The 21,962-nt window shown below is 46.7% G+C and carries 12 protein-coding genes and 1 riboswitch; of the genes, 6 read left to right on the top strand and 6 right to left on the bottom strand.

Going from position 1 to position 21,962, the window contains the following annotated elements; all coding sequences use genetic code 11:
- Window positions 1-66: 66 nt before the first annotated feature.
- Entirely contained in the window at window positions 67-558 is a 492-nt protein-coding gene (locus tag K6T99_00450; GenBank protein MCL6518282.1) for a hypothetical protein, read from the top strand.
- A 7-nt stretch (window positions 559-565) separates the two neighbouring features.
- Here K6T99_00450 and K6T99_00445 read toward each other — a convergent pair whose 3' ends face one another.
- Window positions 566-4,456 (bottom strand): hypothetical protein, encoded by a 3,891-nt coding sequence (locus K6T99_00445; protein MCL6518281.1) that lies wholly within the window; start codon window positions 4,454-4,456, stop codon window positions 566-568.
- Between the two features lie 695 nt (window positions 4,457-5,151).
- Between K6T99_00445 and K6T99_00440 the strand changes: the two genes are divergently transcribed.
- The 5 genes from K6T99_00440 (at window position 5,152) to yfcE (ending at window position 16,249) form a co-directional block, all read left to right on the top strand.
- Window positions 5,152-7,782: a family 10 glycosylhydrolase gene (locus K6T99_00440; protein MCL6518280.1), complete on the top strand. Its 2,631-nt coding sequence runs from the start codon at window positions 5,152-5,154 to the stop codon at window positions 7,780-7,782.
- Between the two features lie 126 nt (window positions 7,783-7,908).
- Window positions 7,909-9,909 carry a family 10 glycosylhydrolase gene (locus K6T99_00435; GenBank protein ID MCL6518279.1) on the top strand — a complete coding sequence of 667 codons (2,001 nt, stop codon included), beginning with the start codon at window positions 7,909-7,911 and terminating at the stop codon, window positions 9,907-9,909.
- Window positions 9,910-9,993: 84 nt separating this feature from the next.
- On the top strand, window positions 9,994-12,774 hold the full coding sequence (locus tag K6T99_00430; GenBank protein MCL6518278.1) for a family 10 glycosylhydrolase: 2,781 nt from the start codon (window positions 9,994-9,996) through the stop codon (window positions 12,772-12,774).
- A 43-nt stretch (window positions 12,775-12,817) separates the two neighbouring features.
- Complete coding sequence (locus K6T99_00425) at window positions 12,818-15,553, top strand: family 10 glycosylhydrolase (protein ID MCL6518277.1); 2,736 nt, start codon at window positions 12,818-12,820, stop codon at window positions 15,551-15,553.
- Window positions 15,554-15,679: 126 nt separating this feature from the next.
- Complete coding sequence (gene yfcE, locus K6T99_00420; protein MCL6518276.1) at window positions 15,680-16,249, top strand: phosphodiesterase; 570 nt, start codon at window positions 15,680-15,682, stop codon at window positions 16,247-16,249.
- Between the two features lie 140 nt (window positions 16,250-16,389).
- Here yfcE and metW read toward each other — a convergent pair whose 3' ends face one another.
- The 5 genes from metW to K6T99_00395 all read right to left on the bottom strand — a co-directional run bounded on the left by metW (window position 16,390) and on the right by K6T99_00395 (window position 21,819).
- Window positions 16,390-17,040 carry a methionine biosynthesis protein MetW gene (gene metW / locus K6T99_00415; GenBank protein ID MCL6518275.1) on the bottom strand — a complete coding sequence of 217 codons (651 nt, stop codon included), beginning with the start codon at window positions 17,038-17,040 and terminating at the stop codon, window positions 16,390-16,392.
- 2 nt (window positions 17,041-17,042) lie between these two features.
- Window positions 17,043-18,182 carry a homoserine O-acetyltransferase gene (locus K6T99_00410; protein ID MCL6518274.1) on the bottom strand — a complete coding sequence of 380 codons (1,140 nt, stop codon included), beginning with the start codon at window positions 18,180-18,182 and terminating at the stop codon, window positions 17,043-17,045.
- Window positions 18,183-18,331: 149 nt separating this feature from the next.
- A complete protein-coding gene (locus tag K6T99_00405; GenBank protein ID MCL6518273.1) occupies window positions 18,332-19,639 on the bottom strand; it encodes an O-acetylhomoserine aminocarboxypropyltransferase/cysteine synthase in 1,308 nt (435 codons plus the stop codon).
- Between the two features lie 68 nt (window positions 19,640-19,707).
- A complete protein-coding gene (locus K6T99_00400; GenBank protein ID MCL6518272.1) occupies window positions 19,708-20,478 on the bottom strand; it encodes a sulfide-dependent adenosine diphosphate thiazole synthase in 771 nt (256 codons plus the stop codon).
- An 86-nt stretch (window positions 20,479-20,564) separates the two neighbouring features.
- Window positions 20,565-20,671, bottom strand: a riboswitch (TPP riboswitch).
- 116 nt (window positions 20,672-20,787) lie between these two features.
- A complete protein-coding gene (locus K6T99_00395; GenBank protein MCL6518271.1) occupies window positions 20,788-21,819 on the bottom strand; it encodes a hypothetical protein in 1,032 nt (343 codons plus the stop codon).
- Window positions 21,820-21,962: the final 143 nt, after the last annotated feature.

Below are 21,962 nucleotides of genomic sequence, written 5' to 3'. Positions count from 1 at the left end.
AAACAGGCAACCGAACCGTGGTTCTAGAAAATCTCGGCTTCAACAACATTTTTGGAAGGTGCTGATATGAGAAAATCCTTGTGGATAATATTTTCTATGATTTTTGTGCTAGCAATTGCTACTCTTTACCTAAAACTAAGTAGTGAGCCGCATTTGAGCAATGAGGAGCAAATTCAAGCCTTGCTTGCAAAAGGTGAAACTGCAATCGAAAGCCGAAATGTGCGGCAGGCAATGTCTCTAGTCTCCGCTGATTATAAAGACTCAGTGGGTTTTACTTATCCAACACTGCGCATTGAAGTAATGCAAGCATTCAGAAGTGCAGATGCTTTTGACGTCATTCTAGGGCATCCGAAAATACATATCAGCGGAAACTCTGCGGTCGTGAACCTCGACGTTTCGGTGGCGGCAATCAGAGCTGGAGAGCGACAAAATGTTTTTAGCTCACCTGTAACCTTAAAGTTAAGGCTTGAGCAGCAGACCCGCTACTTCTTCTTTCACATACCTAAATGGCGCATTATAAGCATATCCATCGAGGGTGCGTTTGTACCTGGTTTCTGAAAAACCTTTACGGTGCGCTCGGACTTGCTGGGATTATCAATGAAAGGCTATCTGTGTTGCTATAGATCCAGTAGCCATGCCACCTTTCGAGTTTTTCAGACTCTGGCCAATCGTCGGGTAAACCAAGTGTCATAAGCGACTGGCTTGAATTCTCCCACCACCAGCCCATGGAGTTTAGCCATCCCCGCTCACGAGATGCTTCCTCCATGCTTATGCATTCACACCCGTTGTGTACCTTCACATCTGACCAGTATGTATCGTAGTCGAAGGTATGGCCTATTAGAGTCCACCCACTCTTTGGGAGTGTAACCCATTGGTCCTCGGGCTGATATCGCCCTTGATATGATATGTTCGTAGGCGAACCCACAGATAACCAGAAGCCGTCGCCCAGAAGCATTCCGCCATACGTACTTGGAGACCACTCGTCATAAAAGATAAAGCTTGAGTCCTCCGCTTCCCATCTGCAAAGATTATCATTAATAGGAATCGAACCGAAAACAGCTTGAGGGTCCCAATTCCCAGGAATTGCCGGAATACCTAGTAAATTCCAACCAGCACCTACTGTGCCCTCCGGGGATTGAATATTGCTAAGAGGCGGGTTGATTACAAAATCATTATTGTCTCGAGGCATAATAGTTGGTATGTTGTTGGGCGGCACATTATAAGTGTCTGTGCTTGATATACCTACTATCTCCATTCGGTCGCCGATAGATGCAGAGCGGTTTGTAGTAATCCTTATTCCGTTGAAACCTGAACCGTCATCAAGCGGACTAGTCGTTCTATTTGAGCCATCCCAAATATAGAAGAAGCCAGAACCTACATGCGTTACGGTACCAGTTACCTTCACCAAAAGGCCAACGTTTAGTGCGCCTCTGCCACCAGTCACTCCTGGGTTGTCCGCTCCCGCTCCTGCTCCACCAAGGTCACGGTTCCTCACCCCAATTGGCGCTGGCACGGTCGTAGTGCCATGGACAATGACTGCCTGGCTTGGACTAATCGAGCGCTCTCCATCTGTAATTCCCAAAGTACCTATAACCTGGGCTACATCCCCCCGACTTACATATGAGCCAACAGAAGCATTTACTCGAATTCCAGACGCTCGGTCAGCCGATTCGATATAGAAACAAGTTGCAAAGACAGCGGTAACAATGCCTTGCACATTTACAAATTCGCCATTGGGCAGCTCGCGGACCGAACCTATAGGATTACCTGGTGGCGGGGCGGGTGCCGTGTAAATTATATCAGACGGGCCTCTTGGGCGAATGCAACCATTGCCATATCTATTTCTGCGACCAATGGGACCACGGAAGTTGTACGTGGCTCCTGGTATTGGCCAAGTGTTAATGCCCAGCGTCAAAGGTTTTTCTATTGCAACCTCAGCAATATTTCCTGAAACATCGGCGATTACAATGTAAGGAATTGGGTCGCCAAGATCATAAGGCGCTCCACTTGGGACGTTTTTTACCACAATTGCTCCAGTTGTAATCGCATACTTCCCCCAGCAAGGATGAACAGAAATATTGCCATGCATAAACTCTGGAATACTTAGGCCAATGGGACTAACTGGCAAGCCACCTTGATTGCCAAGATTCAAGTAGATATCATCCTTATATTGCAGTGATATATCTGCCTTAATTCGCCGCTCATGACCACTTGGCGTGCCAAGCATACCCGTTATCATCACGGTATCTCCAACCCTCGGCCTAGGCCCTATATATGTAGAATTACCATCGGGGTCCGTTCCCTCCGGGTCGTCCATCTGATAAAAGTATTCATCCTGGGGGACAGGAAACATCATAAGAATGCCGTTTCCGGGGTCGTTTGGATCGCAAACATACCACTGATAGTTATAATCTCCAGAATCCTTACGTTCGGCTAGCCCTAATACCTCAGGCGGGCTGGGAGGTGTATATGGACCGCAGGTCTGCGCATAAACAACGCCTTTAACATTACATAGGGTTGAGTCAGGAAGCTGTCTAGCTTCTGCAACGGTACAAGGACGCAAATATATATCCACAGAAATTGGATTAGGACCAACTACGACCTCTATTGGGTCCATACTCCCGTACCCTGTTTTCACCGCTTTGACCTGGTACGTCCCCTGGCTAAGTTGAACCGTCGTCTGTCCGTTAGAATTAGTGGTGGTTGAATTGTAAGTAAACGGATAGCCAGGCAAACCGCTCATGCCACCTGTAGCATGGGCAAAAGCTCCCGCAATTGGGTGATTTGTAATACTGTGCTTTATTGTAAATGTAACTGGAACACCTGTTACCTTAAGCGCCACCGTATCTTCGCTCGATGACGTGCTGTCGATCATGGTAACTGCCAACTCGTGGGTGGCGACTTTGGCACCGATGGCTGCCTTTAGGCCCGGAACGGTAGCAACTACTGTCCTACCTGTTGGGTCGGATGTATCCCTAACTAGGCTTGTGCTAACCGCATCTTCCTGAATACCAACGGGGTCTAGGTCTACCCGCACTTCGCTGACGTCTTGCCAACCTGCTCCATCATAAATCCAAGCTGTGAGGGTTGCGGTGGTTGTATTATCCCCAGGTACGCTGGTTGGGATTATTGAGTAGAAAGTCATAACTGGAAGATGGTCACTTGTGGTGTGAAACACATTTGTTTTTACCGTATGCGATGAAGTCCCGGGTTCGGTGAAGAGCGCCCAATAATATTGGCCCCAAGTGTTTGTAAACTTACCATACGTTACTCCGGGATTCCCAACTGCATCAATCTTTATCATGTGGCCCCACGTTACAATGTTGTTACCATCTACAGGGGTTGCCGAGCCAGTGACGGGATTAACCTTATAAATTGCATAGGTGGCTGGCGGATTATATGCGGCAGTACACGAAGCCCACAATATTGAGCCATCTGGGCTAGCATCAATATCCCAGACGCCAGGAATATCTACCGGCCACGGAGATGAAGCTTGCTCATAGACAGAACCATTTTTTATAAACTTGTAAATCTTGCCATCATAGCAAACGAACATTGTCTGGAGGTCAGCGCTCACCCATACGCCACCAATTTTGAAATTATCCTCGCTGAGACTGCCAAGGTTAGCTATTACAGCTGGTGTGCCCCAAGTTGCATGATCAGACTGTACAGTAACCTCGTAAACCTGACCGAATCCACCGGTCACAAAAACATGGGTGACACCGGAGCTATCGGTGCGTGCAAAAATTCCTCTAGAGTATGTAATTGGCGGCGAACACGAGACCCATCCTGAGCCGTCGGGCTTGAAGCAATAAACATATCTATTGCTTCGGTCACCAACGTAGACATAATCGTCATCGGCAACACTGGCATCCCATGGAGCACTTCCACCCCAATATATGCCTGAATCGTTCATTGTGCCAACGCAAGACCCATCTCCCCGGTAAATGTAAATATCTTGGTAGCTCTTGTGGGGCACATAGGTCCAACCAAAGTATGGACTGTTTGGCCTAGTATTGATGGCAATGCCATACCAACCTTCCATATCAGGAACTGGCGGATTAGGAGGTGAGTATTCCACAGTTGGGTCATTATATTTAAAAATCCCAACTAGAGGTCGCCACTGGGGCTCATTCGGCCCGACAGCTTCAAGCACAGCCACATAAGATCCTGGCTCTAATCCATAGAAGAAATGCTCGTGATAACCCTTTGACTCCGAATAGTAGGACTCGCACTGCACTGGATCGCCAATTGGGTTGCCATTCGCATCGGCATGATAGATTGTGCACTCGAGGTAGAAAACGGTAGTGTTCAGCCTATAGCTTATTTTCGCAAGGCTACTTTGCGCCCAACCTGTGGGCTCATAAATAGCAACTTTTGCAAAGCCAGCACCTAAAGCCAGCGCAAATAATAGAGGTACCGCAAAAATCAAAAAGGTGCCCCTTTGGAACCTCATAGCCCGTTCCTTTCCGCCGAATAGAACAGATAATCGGCAAGCTAATAAACTCAAACTTTAAGGCTGGGCAGTAGCTATTAACATTATTTACTTATCGCCAAGTTTTAAACGTCTAGCACAAAAACGGTTGAACTAATTAAATTATACAACACATTGGGGGGTTTTAACTTTGGTTGTCAGAAAAACCAGCAATTTTACTAGGGGTTTCAATTTGGATGGCGGCAACACTTTTATCGCTTAAGATACAATAAGGTTTAAGAGATAGCATGACTGGTGGTCCAAAACAAGTATAATTACCAGGTTTTTCCATGTTTTATTGACAAAAAGGCCTTTGTAGAGTATACTTTTGTCAAAGAAAATATCAGAAAATGACCATTCATGCAGACGGATTAAGGTCGGCCAATCCCCTGCGGAAATGGTGAAATTAGGTGTGAGGAAGGCAAAGTTCTCTACGAAGTAGTGCACACCCCTAAAATCCAAATCGAGTAAGTTCTTTTTAAGAACAAACTAGCGGATTAGCGTACACTCCAGTTTACCTCCCGACTGGCAGTGCGGCCGAGTAGTCTGGGTGCGCAACACCTTGCCGAAAAGCGAACGAAGTCGGCGGTTTAATTTCCTTACGCAAAGCTAGTCGATATTGAGGCTGTGGCCTCATTCGATTGCACAGAAAAAGAAAAATTCGCGAGAGGTCACGCATGAAATTGCAAAGAAGGGCTGTATCCGCGCTGGCCGTCTCGCTGATAATGATGGCGGTAAGCCGGACCGCCTGGGCTCAAAATCCCGAACACAAAGCGCTTTGGGCTTATGCATGGGGACCTGGAATAAAGAGTCCTGCGGAGGTCAGCGCTTTGGTTTCTCGAGCCTTAAGCGCCAATTGCAACGTTATTGCGGCGCAGGTGCGTAAGGTTGGTGATGCATACTATACACCGACAAGACCGAACTGTGATGTGCGCGCAGTCGATATTCCCGAAGGTTATGATCCACTTCAGGAGCTTCTAGACCAAGCGCACAGTGTAGGTCTTAAGGTTTATGCATGGGTGGTCGTGAACAGGATTGCTACAATTCCGCCTAGCGACCCGAGCCACATCTACAATCGCCATCCTGAGTGGCTTTGCATGTCGAATGCTGGGCAGACGTTATTTGACGAAGGCTATTTTGTGGACCCGGGTGTACCGGGCGCAATGGAATGGAACCACAATGTCTGCATGGATTTGATAATGCATTACGATTTGGATGGCTTGTTCCTTGATTTTATTCGATATCCACAGCAAAACTCTGGCTATAATCCCATTGCTTTGCAGAGGTTCCGAGATCGGTATGGACTAGCGCCTACCTATATTCCGGCGCCAAATGATAGCCTCTTCAGCGCATGGCGGCGAGAACAGGTGACGTTCTTCGTCCGCAAGCTTTACGCTAACATGCTAAGCGTAAAGCCAAACATGGTCCTTAGCGCTTCAACGTTCTCGGACCGAAATGATGCGTACAACTATCGCTTTCAGGATTGGCGAACTTGGATGATGAGTGGATATCTAGACGCCAATTGCCCTATGGTCTACACGACGAGCAACAGCATTTTCAACAGCCGAGTGGACGATGCTGTGGCGAATTCTGGCGGCCGCCATGTATACATACTTCAGGGGGCTTATAAGAATACAGTCGCAAACTCGATGACACAATTGCTCTCTGCCCGGTCGCGCGGTTCGCAAGGCCAGGGGATATACAGATATTGCTATACACATAGTGGGGATACAGATTTTAATGCGGATGACGAACCCAGTTTCTACTCCGCGCTAACAAGCCAAGTATATACAGCACCGACGGCTTTGCCGCCAATGAGCTGGAAAACTTCGCCAACAGTAGGACACGTGAAAGGTAGAATCCTAGATGCAAATCAAGGTAAAGGAGTAGATGCTGCTTGGGTAATGGTCGAGCCAGTGGGGTTTGGAACCTACACAGATGGCACAGGCTTTTATGCGCACTTGAATCTTGCACCTGGCACATACACAATAAGCGTAACAAAATCAGGATATGCAGCACAAGTTAAAACGGTGCCAATCTCAGCAGGCGAAATTCAAACAATTGACTTTACCCTGGCTGGAAATGAAGTCAGCGGAATTTCAGCGGCAAAACTTATAAATGATGGAATTGGCGTGGTGCTTCCTCCAATGGTAGTAACTGCTGGCACAAACCAGTTAAAAGAGAAGTTTTACATTGAGGATACTGAACAAATATCTGGGATATTAGTCCAGCTTGCTACCAACAGTGACGTGAAGGTTCATCCTGGTGACATCGTAAGGGTTTGCGGTCAAATGGGCACTTCCGAGAGTGGAGAGCGACAAATTACTAATCCACTGGTAATAATCGAATCAACTGGGAATAGTGCGCCTGAACCAATAGCAATTGCACAACGTGATTTAGGTGGACAGTCACTAGGCGCATATACACCTGGGGTTGTTGAGGGCAGAGGCACAAACAACATCGGCTTGCTTGTGCAAACCGTCGGCAGAATAACCGCAATTGACCCTGCAAATAGCTGTTTTTACATAGATGACGGGAGCGGAATAGAAGACGGCTTTAGCTCAATGGGTGTACGCGTGCTTTACGATTGTCTTGCAGATGGTAACACAATTGTTCCGCCACAGCAAAATTCCTATGTTCGGGCAACGGGTTTGAGCTCAACCGTAAAATTATCCGGAAACATCTATAGAGCGATTCGTCTGCGAGATCAAGCGGATTGGGTCTATGAAGTATGCCCAATTACTACTGCTCCACAAGACCTTATCACCCCAGGATGGAATCTTATAAGCATTCCTTGCACGCCAAGAAATCCATCGCCGCCTGCTGTTTTCGGCGCAATACCTCTCGATGGTTGTTTATGGAAGTGGGACACCCAAATACAATCATTCCGAACTTACGACTCATGGACGCCACAGGATTTCGGAAGCATCCTAAGAGGTGAAGGCTATTGGTTGAATGCTTCTATTCCCGGGCGCCCAGAGTTTGAGGGATTCGAGAACTTTGGCGCAGATTTTTATATCGGTTTACCGAAAGCTGGCTGGACAATCATAGGCTGTCCTTTTCAAACCAGCCACCCATGGGCAGAGATGCTTATTACAAATGGAATAGAAACTGTTCCCATTAAAGTTGGCGCTGAAGACAAAGGATGGGTGGATGGCGTTGGCTGGTGGTGGGAGAACTCCAGCCAAAGTCTCAAAACGGTCAGCTTTCCAGAAAATTTTCCGGCATCTGAAAGCATAGATCCATGGTATGGATATTGGCTCAGAAGCAATGTTGACAAACTGGCATTAATTGTGCAGCAGGATTAATAGTGGGGTATTACGCTCCCCAAACGGTTATAGTGCTGCCGAATGGACGGCTATAAAACAAAAAAGTATTTGCCTTAGCTCTGTCTAGAAGACTTGGGCACATATTGAAAAGAGGAGGTTTTAAAAATGAAAAAATTGGTGGTGCTTATCTTTCTTTGCATACTTTTTTCAAGCTGTTTAACTATTGCAAACGCCACCGAATATCGAGCTGTGTGGATTGACGGATGGCACAGCGGAATGTGGACGGCATCTGAAATAGACACCATGCTATCATATGTCTGCACTCAAGGCCATTATAACGTCATCGTTCCACAAATACGAAAGAAAGCCGATGCGCTCTACAACTCCACATATGGAGGGCCAAACGGCACAGGCGAGCCCAAGCCTGAGCAAGTACAACCGCCTGACTTTGACCCGCTCGCCTACATGATTCAAAAGGCCCACGAAAGGGGCATTGAGGTTCACCCCTGGGTCTGCACTCACAGATGCCCCACTACTACAACTGACTGGTTCTACATCTCACATCCCGACTGGCTTACCAGGTCACAGGGGGGCACCTCGCCGCTGTATGTCGAGGGTTATTGGCTAGACCCTGGCCATCCTGATGGCGAAGAATATACGGTAAATGTAATCTTGGATATAGTCAAGAATTACGACATAGACGGCATTCAGTGGGACAGAATACGATATCCACAGCTAAACTCTGGATACAATCCAACTGCAATTGCGCGATTCCAGGCAGAAAAAGGCTACTATCCAAGCTATTCTGATTCAACTTTCATAAATTGGAGAAAAAATAATCTCAACGCCTTTGTCGCCAGGGTTTATGCACAGATAATGGAGATAAAACCACACATCGTTGTAGGTGCAAACACTTGGCCGGAATACAGCATTGGTAACAGCACATACCTTCAAGACTGGAACGCGTGGATGTTTAACCACTGGCTAGACATTAATGTCCCAATGAATTATACATCCAACAATACAACATTTACCACTCGTCTCCAAGATTATCTAAATAGACGATATGGGCGTTATGTATACTCTGGCATGAGCGTAGGCGAAAGCGGTCAAACACAAGCCAATGCTTGTACTCAAATTGGATATTGTCGAACCTACAATCAGGGAGCAGGAATCCCGTGGGGTTGTCAAACGTACAGCTACTATCATGGAACAGTTACAAGCCCAGGTTGGTTCCAATATGTGGCAGCAAGCGGCCGACCATACTACAACATTGATAATACAGTGCCTGACCTCCCGTGGAAATCTAACCCAACCACTGGAATCATTCATGGAAGAGTAACCAAGCCTGGTTTAAATGATCCATATACTCACGATTGGGTATACCGAGCCACCGTTACACTATACCACCCCGGGCCACCCGACGAAGTTTACATGTCGACATTTACAGATCAAACAGGTTACTACGTTTTCATGGATGTTCCACCAAGGAGCGGCTATACAATCACTGCCGAGAAAGCAGGAATGGTATCACGAACTTATACAAATCAGACACTAAAAGCGGGTGAGGCTTTGAGAGAAGACTTCCAATTGTCTTACACCACCTGCACTTCTCCTGCTGGTACAGTAACTGCTGGCTGGAACTTGATTAGTCTGCCACTCGACCCCGTAAATACCAATCCCGCCACGGTGTTTAATGGTATAGATATAGATGGCAAGCTCTTCCGATTCTGTAGAACGACTTGGTCACTTATAGGATACGACTCCTGGACACCAGACATTTTCGGTCCATGCAAAACTGACGAAGGCTACTGGCTATTTGCGGATAGCCCGAAAACGATAAGCTATCAAGCGTATGCAGGAGGACCCACTCAAAGGACCACTACATTGGGCAACAACTGCTGGAATATTATCGGTTGCCCATTCACCACCGACAAGCATTGGGAAGACGCGGAAGTAAAGCATGGAGAAACAACAGTGCCGCTAAGAATCGCCGCCAAAGAAAATAACTGGCTTGATTCAATAGGTTGGTGGTGGGACAACAGCAGTCAGAGTCTAAGAACGGTAGGATTAGAAGAGGATTGGCCAGCTACCGAGTATCTACAACCCTGGTACGGCTACTGGATAAAGACTTACACAAACGATGTGACTCTAACGCTGCGCTAACCTTTCGTTTTGTATTTAATTAGCTAACCTGGCTTTGAGCCTAGCGCAACTCAAAGCCAGGAAATCTTATTTAGGTGGCTTGTAATGAAAGTTAAATTAGTGTTAATTGCTCTTACCCTTACAACACTTCTGTTGTCGCTATCAGTAGCAATTGCAGAAGTCGAAATCATCATTGACAATCCAAACGCCTATTTTACTGGCGAATGGATAACAGGCACAATGACAACAACCAAGTATGGGAGCGATTATTGCTATTGCTTTATATCAACTTCAAATGGCAATACGGCGACATATACGCCCACTATTCCACAAACTGCCTCCGATTGGCAGGTCTATACCTGGTACCCATCTGGAACAAACAGGCCAACCGCCGCTCAGTATATCATACATACGTCAGCAGGCGATGACTACAGATATGTCAACCAACAAACGAACGGCGGGCAATGGGTTTATATTGCTACATATACAATGAATGCAGGAACGGGCAATTATGTACGCATCACAAATGCCGGCACTGAGACCACAAAGGTAGTAATGGCGGATGCTGTGCGCTTCTACTCAATTAGTGCAGGCGGAAACGATACCACACCGCCAGTTATCTCTAATGTATCCTCAGCGGCAGGTCAAACGTCAGCAACCATTACATGGACCACTGACGAACCGGCAACCTCGCAGGTTGAATATGGCACTACTCAAAGTTATGGAAACCAAACACCCGAAGATACTTCATTAGTCATAAGTCATAGTGTAATAATTTCTGGACTACAGCCAGCAACCCTTTACCATTATAGGGTGAAGTCAAAAGATGGGTCAGGCAACCTGGCAGTATCGTCGGATTATACTTTTACAACTGCTCCTGCCAGCCAAAACGGCGAGTTCCGCGCTTTTTGGATAAACACATGGAATAATGGTTTTCTAAGCGCTTCACAGATAACGAACTTGGTGAATGAAGCTTACGGCGCCAATTACAATGTCTTGATTCCAGAAGTACGCAAACGCGGAGATGCTTACTACAATAGTTCACCGATCTACGTTCCAATTGACAACGCATATTATCAGGAACCTAGAGCAAGCAACATCATAGACCCACCGCCCTTCGATCCTCTCCAAGACTGCATAAATAAAGCCCATGCTTTGGGCATGCAGGTTCACGCTTGGCTAGTTACCTATCGAATCTGGGGCACTAGCACGCCCCCAGAGAACCATATATGGTATGTTCATAGGCCAGGCGGCCCTGGAGCAGACTGGGCAATGAAAAAATCCGACGGCACATATGATGACGGAAGCAACTATAACCTCGACCCTGGCATTCCCTCCGTCCAGGATTATATATGTAAAGTTGCTCTTGACATAGTCAGCCGCTATGACGTCGATGGGTTAAACTGGGACTACATCAGGTATCCTGGCAACAACTGGGGTTACAATTCAATTACACAGCAAAGATTTTACAACGAATATGGCTACTGGCCGCCTACCTCATCATCCAGCCCAAACTGGGGTACGTGGTGTGACTTTCGAAGAAGGCAAGTCACAGATCTTATTAAGAAAGTCTATCTTGAAATAATGGCAATAAAACCGCACGTGAACCACAATGTGGACACAGTTGGATGGATGGGCGTGGACCCCAACATTAACTATGAAGGTACTTCCCAATATAAAGATGTATTCCAAAATGCAAAGAGCTGGATGGAACAGCACATCATAGATACCAATATTCTAATGAACTACAAGCGAGAATACGATAGCGCCCAGAAGCAAGACTACCGACTCTGGACTAACTGGCTTGCTACTATGCAAGCAACCACCGGCAGACACAGCGTCGACGGCCAAGCGTGTTACTTAAACTCGATTTCTGACAGCATCATACAAATGCAAGTTGCCAGAGATGCCGGGCTTGCTGGTATATGCAACTATGATTACAACACAACCAACAAGGATGGGCAACCTCGTTCTGCATTCCTAGACGCAGTGAGGACAAATATTTACCAGCAGAAAGTGCCTGTTCCGGATATGCCGTGGAAGAGCAATCCTACAACAGGCATCATCTTCGGAACGGTTACCGACGCTTCAAAACCGAACGATCCCATCTACTGGAATTGGATATACAAAGCTACAGTAACCGTTACAGGTCCTGTGACTCGGACCACCGAGACAGACGCCACTGGTACATATGGCTTCATTGATCTACCGCCAGGAACTTACACAATAACGGCAACTAAAGGCACAAAAACCCGGACTTATACCAACCAGACGATAGCCGCTGGGCAAGTTCTCAGAGAAAACTTCGATTTGGGATACACAACCTGCACTTCGCCCGCGGGAACAATTAAGAACGGTTGGAATCTCATCAGCCTGCCACTAGACCCTGCAAATCCCGATCCCGCATCGGTATTCAGTGGGATAGCCATAGATAGCAATCTATTCAGATACGACGCTGGGACAAGGTCTTTCATAGCTTACGACCAGTGGAGTCCTGGAACATTCGGTAACTGCAGAGTAGAAGAAGGCTACTGGCTATATTCGAGCGGTAATCCAACGATAAGCTACCAAGCATATGGAGGTACACCTACAACTCGAGACATAAGCTTGCCAAACGCCGGGTGGAACCTCATTGGTTGTCCATTCCTAAGCGAGAAACGATGGGCAGACACTCTGGTGACAAAGGCAGGAGAAACAATTACTCTGCCCACTGCAGCAAAAGATCGCGGATGGCTAGATGCAACGGGTTGGTGGTGGGACAATAACAGCCAGAGCCTTAGATCACTTGGTCTCCCAGAAGACTGGCCTGATAGCGAATACATTCAACCTTGGCACGGCTATTGGATTTCTACCAACCATAACAATTTGACACTTACTCTAAGATAGGTATAGATAAGCATTGGAGAAAATTTCAAAAAGGAGGTTTGACATGAAAAGGAGGCTTTGGCTATCAATCACTTTTCTGGTCTTGCTAATAATTTCGACCTGTCTACATGGAGCAGTCGAAATTATAATAGACAATCCAGGTGCCGTTTTTGTAAACGGATCGAACTCGTGGACTACTGGCACGAGTGCTACCGATAAGTATGGCAGCGATTACAGGTATTGTAAGATTGCAACTGCCGGTGGCAGTACGGCAACTTATACACCCTTTATACCCCAAACTGCCCCGGACTGGCAAGTGTACACATGGTACTGCAACACAGAAGTGTCGGAAACCACCGCAGCCCAGTACACCATCCACCATGCTTCCGGCGATGATGTTATTTATGTAAACCAGACCACAAATCGAGGAACATGGTTCCTAGTCGGCACGTATACAATGAATGCCGGCTCAGGCAACTATGCGAGAATTTCAAACCAAGGGTCGAGCACCACGAGATACGTCGTAGCAGACGGCATGCGGTTCTACTCTGCCACAGCCACAGACACGACGCCCCCCACAATCTCTAATGTTTCGGCCTCGCCTGGGGTGACAACAGCTACCATAACCTGGACGACCAATGAGCCCTCGACATCGCAAGTTGAATATGGGCTTACCACAAGCTATGGAAACCAGACGCCAAAAGACACCAATCTCGTAACCAACCACAGCGTGCTGATTTCGGGTCTCTCGCCCACTACTCTATACCATTATAGAGTAAAGTCTGCAGACGCGAGCAATAACGAAGCTGTTTCAAGCGACTACACATTTACTACAAATGCTCCCACACCTGAATATCGGGCAAATTGGGTGGATACGTGGCATGACGGCATTCTTAGCGCTGAGCAAATCACAAACCTCGTGAATGTCCACAAACTTTACAACTATAACGTTATAATCCCTGAGGTCAGAAAGTGCGGTGATGCGTATTATAACTCAACATTTGAACCAAGAGCCTCAAATATAATAGACGCCCCGCCATTCGATCCGCTTGGTGACCTCATACAAAAGGCACATGCTCAGGGCATCGAGGTTCACCCGTGGATTGTAACGTACAGAATATGGAACAGCGGATGGGGAGCAGCGCCAGCCAATCATATTTGGACGCTTCACCCAGAATGGGCTATGACCGACAGTTCAGGGAACAACCTTGACGGCCAGTACTATAATCTTGACCCAGGAGTCCCCGGCGTGCAGGATTACATCTACAAGGTTGTTATGGATATCGTTAATCAATATGATATCGATGGTTTCAACTGGGATTACATCAGATATCCTGGCTACAACTGGGGCTACAATTCAATTACACAACAAAGATTCTACAACGAATATGGCTACTGGCCACCTACCTCCACTTCGGATCCTCATTGGAACACATGGAGCGACTTCCGGCGAAGGCAGGTAACAGATCTTCTCAAAAAATGCCATGTTCAAATCTGGGCTAAGAAACCAAACGTAAAAACCTCTGTAGACACGGTAGGCTGGATGGGCGTTGATCCAAATGTCGACTTCACACAGACCCGCCAATACAAAGAAGTCTTCCAAGATGGAAAAGGCTGGATGGAACAGCATATAGTGGATATTAATATCCTAATGAACTACAAGCGAGAATACGATAGCGCCCAGAAGCAAGACTACCGACTCTGGACTAACTGGCTTGCTACTATGCAAGCAACCACCGGCAGACACAGCGTCGACGGCCAAGCGTGTTACTTAAACTCGATTTCTGACAGCATCATACAAATGCAAGTTGCCAGAGATGCCGGGCTTGCTGGTATATGCAACTACAGTTACGCCGTGACGAACAAAGATTACCAGCCAAACGAAAGCTTCTGGTCTGCTGTCAAGTCAAACCTGTACACACTTCCTGTGCCCACCCCAAACATGCCATGGAAAAGCAATCCGACAACGGGCTGCATATTTGGCGTGGTCACCAATGCATCAAACCCGAACGATCCCATATACTATAATTGGGTGTATAAAGCTACTGTAACCGTAACAGGCCCAGTCACACGTTCCACTGAGACCGACGCAACAGGCTTCTACGCCTTCTTAGATCTTCCACCTGGAACATACACAATCACCTGTTCGAAAACCGGCCTTCCGCCGTACACCTACTACAATCAAACGTTGGCAGCAGGACAGTATCTGCGTGAGAACTTTGCACTCGGATACACACAAAAGACGTCCTATAATGGTATTGTGCGTGCAGGTTGGAACTTAATTAGTTTGCCGCTTGACCCGGTCAATCCTGACCCAGCAGTTGTGTTCAATGGCATAGACATAGATAGCAAACTATATCGCTACGACAATCCTACAGCGTCTTTTATAACTTACGACCCCTGGACACCTTCGGTTTTCGGCAACTGCAGAGTTGGCGAGGGTTATTGGCTATTCGCTGATGGGCCAAAAACGATTAGTTACCAGGCATGGGCGAGCTTTCCGCCTACCCGCGACGTCCAAATATCGGCAGCAGGGTGGGCAATCATTGGCTGTCCTTTCCCAAATGGTAAGTACTGGGCAGATACAAACGTAACTAAGGATGGCAATACGGTAAGTCTCGCCACAGCCGCTAAAACAAATGGATGGCTGGACTCCGTTGGCTGGTGGTGGGACAATTCAGCACAGGCACTGCAAACTCTTGGGCTACCTGAGGATTGGCCAGCTTCGGAATATCTGGTACCCTGGTATGGTTACTGGATAAATACCTACACCAGCAATCTAACACTTACTATACAATAGCTAGCACGATACCGCGCAATTGACGGGCCGGGGCAAAGAAGGAGCTCCGGCCCTTTTTGTCGTATAATATCATGGTTTTTTGGCAAAATATTACTGTTAATTGCGATTACAAAATGAGGAAAAAAAATGAGAATTGGGGTCATTAGTGATACTCATGGCAGTGTTTCTGCATGGCAGAAAGCCATGAATGTTTTTGGTGAAGTTGACCTGATACTTCACGCAGGAGACGTCTTGTATCATCCACCGCGTCTGTTGCCAAACCAAGAATACGACATTCCAGCTCTTGTTCAGCTAATCAACTCATCAAATGTGCCCATAGTAATTGCTCGCGGCAACTGCGACGCAGAAGTATATGAAGAACTCCTTGAGGTACCCGTACTTTCACCATATGCAGTCGTGCAGTTTGATAGATCAAGAATCGTCGCTACACACGGGCACACGCTTGATGAAGAGAAAATGTCAAAAGTCGCCGCCAAATACCGCGCACATATTTTAGTTACAGGACACACGCATTTGCCAGTAATCGAAAAAATTGACAATACAATTCATATCAACCCCGGAAGTCCAACCCATCCAAAACTTCAGCGTGCGGGAATTCTTGTACCAACTGTAGGGATGATCTTAAAAGAGAAAGTTAGCGTTCTTGAGCTCGAAAGCGGCAAAGAAATACTATCCCTTCCGCTCGCCCCGCCATAAGCTCTACACACGATATCAATGAACAAGAAACATGCCGCCAAGAAAAGTTCTAGTAATCTTGAAATCGCACTATCTGCCATAAAGAGGCAAAAATTCGAGGTGCAGACTCTGCAAACGACAATTAACTTATCTAAAAGTGTCTATCTTTCTGGCTCTACGACGAAAATTGCCGCATCGGCAAAGAAATTTGGCAGAAGGCGCACAATTTTACACTCACCTTCCCCCACAGTTCGGAGGGGAATGACTTTGAGGACACGCAGGTCAGCAACCTTGCAAAAATCGTAGAAGTCCGCGATTGTTGTGAGGTGAATATTTGGCGTGTCATACCATTCGTATGGTAACCTGGCATTTTTGGGCATCCTGCCTTTGAATAACAACTGAAACCGAATTGACCAATGGCCGAAATTCGGGAAGCTTATGATGCACTTTTTACCGACTCTTGCCATTTCTTTAATAAGAAACAGCGGTCGGTGGAGCACTTGGATGGTGTTTGTCAGGATAACGTAATCAACTGATTGGTCTGCATAATCAGCAAGACCCTCGTCTAGATCACCATGATGAACGTTAAAGAGACCCTTTGCCACACACGCCTGGATGCATTCTTCGGATAAGTCAATGCCCTCTGCTCTGACGCCCTTCTTGTCCTTCAATGCTTTCAGTAAATCACCCCCACCACATCCAAGGTCAAGCACTCGGCTGCCTTCCTCAACTAAATCAATAATTAATTTGTGCTCGGGCGCCAAATGAAGAATGTGGCCGTCTTTCGTATGAACTTCCTCAACGCATGCCATAGCTATTGCGTCCTTTTCCAACCATATTCTAGGAAATTAGAGATCAAGTGTGTAAGTTGTTTTGACTCAAGCAGAAAAGCATCATGACCGTAATCTGTCTGAATCTCCGTAAAAATGACATCCAGGTTATTGTACCTACATGCACTCACAATTTCTTTAGACTGATGTGTAGGAAAGAGCCAGTCGGATGAAAATGAAATGATGAGAAATTTCGCTTTTACTACTTTGAATGTCTCTTTGAGCGAGCCACTCGGCATAGTAAGGTCAAAGTAATCCATAGCCTTCGTAATATATAGGTAAGAATTCGCATCAAACCGCTTAACGAAGTGGTCGCCCTTATAGCGTAAATAGCTTTCAACCTGGAAATCGGTTACGAAGTCGTACCCATACTCTGCCTTGTCTTGTAGCTGACGTCCAAATTTTCGGTGCATAGCTTCTTCCGACAAGTAGGTTATGTGTCCTATCATCCTTGCGATAGCCAATCCTCTTCGGGGCACTGTTTTGCCGTAGTATTCGCCATTCATCCAATCTGGGTCGGACATGATTGCTTGCCTGCCTACTTCATTGAAACCAATAGCTTGGGCCGATAGACAGCTTGTGGTAGCAATTGGCACAGCGAGCTTTACCATGTCAGGATAGCTTACACACCATTGGAGGGCTTGCATACCACCCATTGAACCGCCTATAACACACAGCAAGCGCTCTATGCCGAGGTAGTCAATCAAATGTTTTTGTGCATTTACCATGTCACTTATTGTGACTACAGGGAATGAGAGTGCATAGGGTCTACCAGTTGCGGGATTTATCGAGCTTGGACCTGTAGAACCCTTGCAACCACCGATAACATTTGAACAAATTATAAAATACTTGTTTGTGTCTAATGCCTTGCCGGGGCCTACCATGGTATCCCACCAAGGGGGATCCTGGTCGCCCTGATTTGGTCCCGCTACGTGAGCACTTCCCGAAAGTGCATGAAGTACAAGGATTGCGTTATCCTTTGCTTTGTTTAGCTCGCCGTATGTTTCATAGGCAAGAGTAATAGGACCCAGCTTCCGCCCACATTCGAGCTGCATCTCATTCGGCGGCTCAGCGAATGTGAAATATTTTGTTTCAACATAGCCTACTGAACCATTCTCTGACATTTATCCACCTATTAGCAGGCTAATAACCACCAAAAAGGATTCAAAAATCGCTACCTCTCAAGCTCCAACTCTGCCGTTGCACTAACGAAGGTAAAGGATAGCAAATTTCATAATGTCATGCAAGCTTGAGATAAACACTCAGTCCTCAATTACTCCTGTGACTTCCTCAGCGCCTGATCCAAATCCGCTAAAATATCGCTCAAGCTCTCCAAACCCACCGAAAACCTAACAAAATCATCCGTCACGCCTGACGATATTCTTTCCTCAGGGGTAAGTTGTTGGTGAGTCGTGGAAGCAGGATGGATTATTAGGCTTTTGGAATCGCCAATATTGGCAAGATGAGAAATCAGCTTCACCGAATCTATCAGCTTTATACCAGCTTCCATACCACCTTTAATTCCAAAGCCAATAATTGCACCACAACCCTCTTTAAGGAATCGCTTTGCTCTCTCATGATTTGGATGGCTTGGCAACCCAGGATAGTTTACCCAGCTGACCGCCGGGTGCGACTCCAACCACTTTGCAACAGCCAATGCATTTGCCGATTGCTGGCGGATGCGCAGCGGCAAAGTTTCCAATCCCTGCAGGAACAAGAACGAGTTAAAGGGTGACAACGCAGGCCCAAGATCTCGGAGTAATTGCACTCGTGCTTTAAAAACATAAGCAATACCAGGAACTTTTGCCCTGCTATGTTGACCAAATGACTCCCAGTAGTTAACGCCATGATAGGACGGGTCGGGCTCAGTTATCTCTGGAAATTTTCCATTATCCCAATTGAATTTGCCTGACTCGACTATCGCACCGCCGATACTCGTGCCATGACCTCCTATGAACTTCGTAAGCGAGTAAACAACTATATCCGCGCCAAAATCAAACGGGCGCAGAAGAGGTGGCGGCGAAACGGTGTTATCAACAATATATGGAATTCCGTGCTTGTGAGCAATCTCGGCGACCGCTGGGAAGTCGTCAATATTGTTCTTCGGATTGGCGATTGACTCAGCGTAGACAAGCCGCGTGTTCTCATCAATCGCAGCCTCAACATTGGCTGGATCCGATGAATCCACAAAGCGGACCTCAATGCCCAACTTGCGTAATGTATAGTTGAATAATGTATATGTACCGCCATAAAGGTATTTCGAAGAGACTATATTTTGCCCTGAGCGAGTGATGTTTAGAACTGCAAGTGCAATCGCTGACTGCCCAGACGCTACAGCCAGTGCACCTGTCCCACCATCCATTGCAGCTAGGCGCTTTTCAAGAACATCGGTTGTGGGGTTCATTATTCGCGTGTAGATGTTGCCGAACTCCTCCAGGCTAAAAAGCTTCGCGGCATGTTCTGCCGAATTAAAGACATAGGATGTAGTCTGATAAATTGGGACTGCGCGCGAATTTGTCTCTGAATCTGGCTTATGGCCCGCGTGTAGCGATAAAGTTTCTATTCCTGGTTCATCTGGCATTTCTAAGCTCTCCCATCTTTATTTAATACTTTAATTCCATCGGCTTTATTCCAGCAACTGCTTATGCCCTAGCAGCCCTTAGCCAGTTTCTCAATTGCGATTTTTGCTGCTTTTTTGCCTGATAGAAGCATGCCTCCGAAGATTGGTCCCATTCGACAAGTCCCATGGAACTGTGCAGACGCCATGCCCGTCACTATCAGCCCTGGATAAATCTCCCTTGTGCCTTCTACTACACCCTCTTCGCCTAGTTGTGCATTCATCGGCTGCTCGCCCTTTAATTGAATTAATCCACGCCGTGCAAGACAATTGCACACAACTGCATCATGGCCGGTGCTATCCATAACAATTTTGCTACAAAATGTGAGAGGATCTACATGAAGGTTCGTCATCTTGTATGCTGTATCATTGACAACCACACCTGCGATTTCGTGGTTTTCGTTAAAGTAAACATCCTCAATTGAAAAAAGATTGAGCAAAATTGCCCCACTCTCGACAGTTTTCTTGATAAGGGATGCTGCTAGGAGAACTGATGAAACTACAATATAACCGTCATTTTCTTCAAATGATATGTCCAACTCGCGGAGAATGTCCCCAACCGAAGATTCCAAAACAACCTTGTTGAAACCTTTGCCTCCACCCCAAATGCCGCCGCCAGGTGACAGCCTTTTCTCCATAATTACCACCTTTTTGTTCTGCTCCGCAAGTGTATAACCTGCGACCAGTCCGCTTGGACCCCCGCCCACAATTATAACATCCGACTCAAGAGAGTTTCTCAGCACCTCGTAATAGTCTTGAATAATAAGGCGTGAAACATCTAAATCTGAAACCTTACCAATCATTTGCTTCCTCCTTGGTGTTTGATTGAAATTTATGCCAGGGGGATGCTAAGCGGACAACGAGAAACTCGCTTTTGAGGCCTTCGGTTGAAGAGATCTCTCCGCTTCCCTACGCCGGCATTACCCGGATCAGGTTCAAAGGGACCTCCGCTTACGTCGGAGTCTCAGCTGCTCGGCAGCACCCCTAGCGGTTTTCTACTTTCAACTAGGATGATAACACGCAACAGGCCAGAATGTCAAGCTTTTTAATAACTCGTTTAAAATTTTTAAATAGGCAAGCAGTTTGTGTACTAGTAAAACCAAGCGGCAATATTACCGCCTGCCAAGCTTATCAACAAGTTCAAAGTAATATAGCGCATTTTCAATAGGGACGTTATGAGGAATGTGGTTACCTACTGCAATGAAAAACCCTGGGCATGGCTTCCCTAGGTTCATACATCTTTCTACTTCGCTTCGGATTGCTTCCCTGTCGCCAAACGTGAGAATCCTAGTATCCACATTCCCAATGATAACCTTGGTCTGACCATATTTATGAACCACAACCTCAAGGTCGGTCAATGGCTCGAATATAAATCCATCAGCTCCTGCTTCGGCAATGTCGTCTATAAACTCGGTAAAATTACCGTCCGAGCAGAAAAGAACAATTTTTCCGGCATCTTTTATAACCGACCACAACTTTTTATATCGAGGGAAAATGTATTTTCGATACCAATCCGGGTGAAAAACCGCACCTTGTGTCCAGACCATATCGTCATGACAGAGAAACACTGGCGCGGATGTTCTCGACCACGCTATGAAATTTGCCAAAGAAATTTCGTAGAAGCCCTCGAGCACCCTATCAAAGCGGTCATAATCAAGAGGAGCGGAGGATAGAAACATCTCCCAGCCAAAGGCATGAATACACGCGGAGAAAAGCGTCTTGTAATAGCCTCCGGGGACTACCTGGTTGGGATAAGCTGCTTGAGCACTCTGCCAAGCGTTTTCAAAAAAAGCCGTGCGCTCATCGATGTCGGGAATGCCGTACTCCTTGACTGGGTCAAAGCTAAGAACATCCTCTGGCGTCTCAAACGAACAGTAAACATTTGGGTCATAATCAGTGCCGTCTTGCTGAAAAACCGCGTGCCCCATGCTTGTTCGGCGGCCTTTCCATTCTGGGCCATCGTTCGCACTCCAGATAAAATCATAACCCACGGCGTCGTAGAACTTCCGCCAGCCTTCTCCATCTTCTCTGGGATCCACCCCAGTAATTGCCTTCACAAGCAAGGGATGTGAACAGTACTCCGTATGCCCCACCCGCTCTGGCATCTCAAGATTAATCGCTTTCCATCCAATCTCGTAGCTCATTTGTTCATCCAAGTGAAAACATAGCAGGAGTGAAGAAAGCTGTCAACAAGATAGGAATAAAAGGGCAAAAAAAGACTTAACTGCCAACCAATCGAATGCCACACTACAGAAGATGGAACATCGTTCACTTTCACCAAAAGCGT

This window comes from Armatimonadota bacterium, assembly GCA_023511795.1.
Taxonomy (GTDB): Bacteria; Armatimonadota; UBA5829; order DTJY01; family DTJY01; genus JAIMAU01.
Note: the sequence above shows the minus strand (reverse complement) of the source record. Positions and strands in the feature narration are given on the sequence as shown.

Coding starts and splice junctions, on each gene's coding strand:
- K6T99_00435 (MCL6518279.1), top strand. CDS start 7,909: ATGAAAAAATTGGTGGTGCTTATCTTTCTTTGCATACTTTTTTCAAGC.
- K6T99_00400 (MCL6518272.1), bottom strand. CDS start 20,478: ATGATTGGTAAGGTTTCAGATTTAGATGTTTCACGCCTTATTATTCAA.
- K6T99_00445 (MCL6518281.1), bottom strand. CDS start 4,456: ATGAGGTTCCAAAGGGGCACCTTTTTGATTTTTGCGGTACCTCTATTA.
- yfcE (MCL6518276.1), top strand. CDS start 15,680: ATGAGAATTGGGGTCATTAGTGATACTCATGGCAGTGTTTCTGCATGG.
- K6T99_00450 (MCL6518282.1), top strand. CDS start 67: ATGAGAAAATCCTTGTGGATAATATTTTCTATGATTTTTGTGCTAGCA.
- K6T99_00405 (MCL6518273.1), bottom strand. CDS start 19,639: ATGCCAGATGAACCAGGAATAGAAACTTTATCGCTACACGCGGGCCAT.
- K6T99_00410 (MCL6518274.1), bottom strand. CDS start 18,182: ATGTCAGAGAATGGTTCAGTAGGCTATGTTGAAACAAAATATTTCACA.
- K6T99_00430 (MCL6518278.1), top strand. CDS start 9,994: ATGAAAGTTAAATTAGTGTTAATTGCTCTTACCCTTACAACACTTCTG.
- K6T99_00440 (MCL6518280.1), top strand. CDS start 5,152: ATGAAATTGCAAAGAAGGGCTGTATCCGCGCTGGCCGTCTCGCTGATA.
- K6T99_00395 (MCL6518271.1), bottom strand. CDS start 21,819: ATGAGCTACGAGATTGGATGGAAAGCGATTAATCTTGAGATGCCAGAG.
- K6T99_00425 (MCL6518277.1), top strand. CDS start 12,818: ATGAAAAGGAGGCTTTGGCTATCAATCACTTTTCTGGTCTTGCTAATA.
- metW (MCL6518275.1), bottom strand. CDS start 17,040: ATGGCATGCGTTGAGGAAGTTCATACGAAAGACGGCCACATTCTTCAT.